This is a genomic window from uncultured Pelagimonas sp. (assembly GCF_947498515.1).
GTDB lineage: Bacteria > Pseudomonadota > Alphaproteobacteria > Rhodobacterales > Rhodobacteraceae > Pelagimonas.
The window spans coordinates 1-2,917 of record NZ_CANMKO010000029.1 but is presented as its reverse complement, the minus strand read 5'-3'; the positions used below and the strand labels follow the sequence as shown (position 1 = coordinate 2,917).

At 52.9% G+C, this 2,917-nt stretch carries 1 protein-coding gene; it reads right to left on the bottom strand.

Annotation, left to right across the window (positions count from 1 at the left end):
• On the bottom strand, nucleotides 1-2,917 hold a 2,917-nt coding region (locus tag Q1A43_RS22355; protein WP_299939049.1), incomplete at both ends, for an Ig-like domain-containing protein.

The window sequence follows — 2,917 nt, the reverse complement described above, 5'->3', positions numbered from 1 at the left end:
TCCTGACCATAAAGCGAATCCGCCCCGTCACCACCGAGCAAAACATCATCCCCAGCCTCGCCCAAGAGACGATCCGACCCCGTACCACCGTCAAGGACGTCGGCACCGGGTAGACCTTCGATCGTGTCGTTCCCACCCAAGCCAAGGATGAGATCACCTTGAATAGTACCAACCAGAGAATCGTCCCCATTGGTGCCTTCGACAAAGGCACCATCCAAAACTGATATCGTGAAGGAAGTGGAGTTGCTCTGCCCATCAGGTTCAGCACCGGTGACCAAGACCGTATACAGCCCAACATCCCCGGCTTGAGGTGCATCAGCCGCAAAGCTGATCGTTCCCGTCGCGGGATCAAAATCGAAAAACCCGGGCAGCGCCGATCCATCTTGAAGCGTTACGCTATATGAAACGGCCGCGCCTTCGTCATGATCCGTGAACAAATCACTGGGAATCTGATAACTGAAATCGGTGTCGCTAAAGCCGGATTGCGCCACGAGTGTTCCGGTCAAAACTGGCGGATCGTTGACGCCTGATACGTTCAACGTCACCGTTGCTGTATCAAAGCCACCGTTCCCATCCGTTATTGTATAGGTAAAGGAGTCGACCAAAATTTGGCCGCTCGCCATATCATCCAATTGGCTAGATGACGTCGGATCGTACGAGATTGACCCGTTGCCGTTCAACGTGATCGTTGCGCCGAGGGTGCTCGTACCAGAAACTGATGTGATCGTCAGTGTGTCCCCATTGAGATCAACGTCATTGCCCAAAACATCCGATGCCGAGATAACATGCACTGTGTTTTCGTCTGTCACTGTGCCGGGTAGCGCGTCGTCTACCGCATCTGGCGGCACGTCATCACTTGCCCCGGTAATGATCAAAACTGCGGTGTTTTGAACTGTCTCAATGCCGTCCGAGACATCGAAAAGAACAGTTACTTCGGCAGTTTCCCCGTCGTTCAAGGCACCGAAAATCGAGGGATCGATAGTCACTGTGCCGTCCATATTGTCAGTAAAGGCAACAGTCGCACCGAAACTATCATTCACAGAAATGTTCGAAACGCTCAACGTATCGGACAGATCGGGATCAACGGCACCGTCAAGCAAGCTGAACGTTTGGGGGTTATCGTCCTCAGAAACTTGCCCCACATAAATGGGCGTTGCAACTGGGGCGTCATTTGTACCCGTAACCGTAATAACCACATCATTTTCAGTTGTGGCACCATGAGAATCCATGACGGTGACCTGAATTGTCACGTCGCGGGTTTCACCTTGGGCCAGATCCTGAAAATCACCGCCGGTCGCGAAAGTCAGAATTGACCCAGAGATCGAATAGCCCCCTTCAGAAAGCGGTGTCGAAACTGAATACGTAAGAGTTGCCGCGTCGTCATCACTGTCCAAGTCATCGGCAAGAGCGGCCAGATCGACAGTCACTTGAGGACCATCCTCTTGTGCTTCCGCAGTGCCTGAAACCAAAGTCGGGCCGTCGTTGGTGCCCGTGACGATGATCGACAATTGCTGTGTTACCGACAAAGGAGGAGTCGCGTTGTCGCTGACAACAACATCCAGCGTCAGTATCAGGTTATCTCCCTCTGCAAGGTAGTCAAACGCGTCCGTACCCGCATCGAAACTCCAATCCACCTGACCTTCGGCCATCGTGCCATCAATGATTGGGTTCGCGCCAACCGTGAACATCGCCATCAACGTGGCGTCGTTGATCGCTGATGCGTCACCAATCGCACCGGATGCCACAAGCGAAACAGAGGTGACGTTGACAACATCCGTTTGATCAACATCTGCAACCGTAAATTGACCCGATGTGAAAAGCGTTGCTTCTGTTTCGGTCAATGTTTCTGAAACATCATGGGTGCCCGAACCCGTCGCGCCTTGTGTCACTACAATATCGTCGATGCCGATCCCATTGCCAAAACCGCTTCCGGCACCAAAATCAAGCGCCCGAGTTTGTACATTGAGGCCATCAATGTTTTGCAACGCATCCAAGACATCTTGGTAACTGGCGGCTGTGTCACTAATGATTGAGATGGAATTGACGTTGTCATAGATTTCTAACGACCAGACATCCAACCCATCGTCTTGATTTATGGCTTCGATGAACAAGTCGCCGCTGAAGCCATACAGGTTGACATAGCCATATTCGCCATTCAGCCCATCGTCATTCGTAAGATCAAAGCCAGCGATCGAGATTGGGCCGCCATCATCCGAGGTCAGGTAGAAATATCCGTCGTTGTATTCCGCTGAATTGACCTGAACTTCGTCAAATACTCCGAACTCATTGTCACCAGAACCGTTCAAATCTTGGATCGGAACAATGGCAACATCGGAAACACGAACTTCGGTCCCACCCGGATAGTTATACCCGTAATTCTCCATCGTCCATCCAACGGAAAACCCATCCTGAAGATATGTCCCGTCGGCAAAGGAACCAGAAATGGAATTGACTGAAGTTGTCCCGGAATCGAAGTCGAGAACGGTTTGAGTTGGCGCGGCTATCACCACCACAGGCCCGTCATTCACACCCGTAACCGTAACCGTGACGTCGTTCACCGCCGTTGCACCATGGGCGTCGGTGGCTCTGACTTGGATCACCACATCGCGGGTCTCACCCGCTGCGAGGTCCTGAAAATCTGAGCCGGGGTCAAAGCTAAGATCGCTGCCGACGATGCTTGCCGTGCCTTCGGCCACAAGCCCCGTGATCTCATAGCTCAGTGTGCTGCCGTCGTCGTCGCTATCCACATCTGCGCCAAGCGCTGAAAGATCCACGCTTACCGCCGCCCCGTCTTCTGCTGCTGCCAATGATCCTACCGCCAGCGTCGGACCATCATTTGTACCCGTAACCGTAACCGTGACGTCGTTCACCGCCGTTGCACCATGGGCGTCGGTGGCTCTGACTTGGATCACCACAT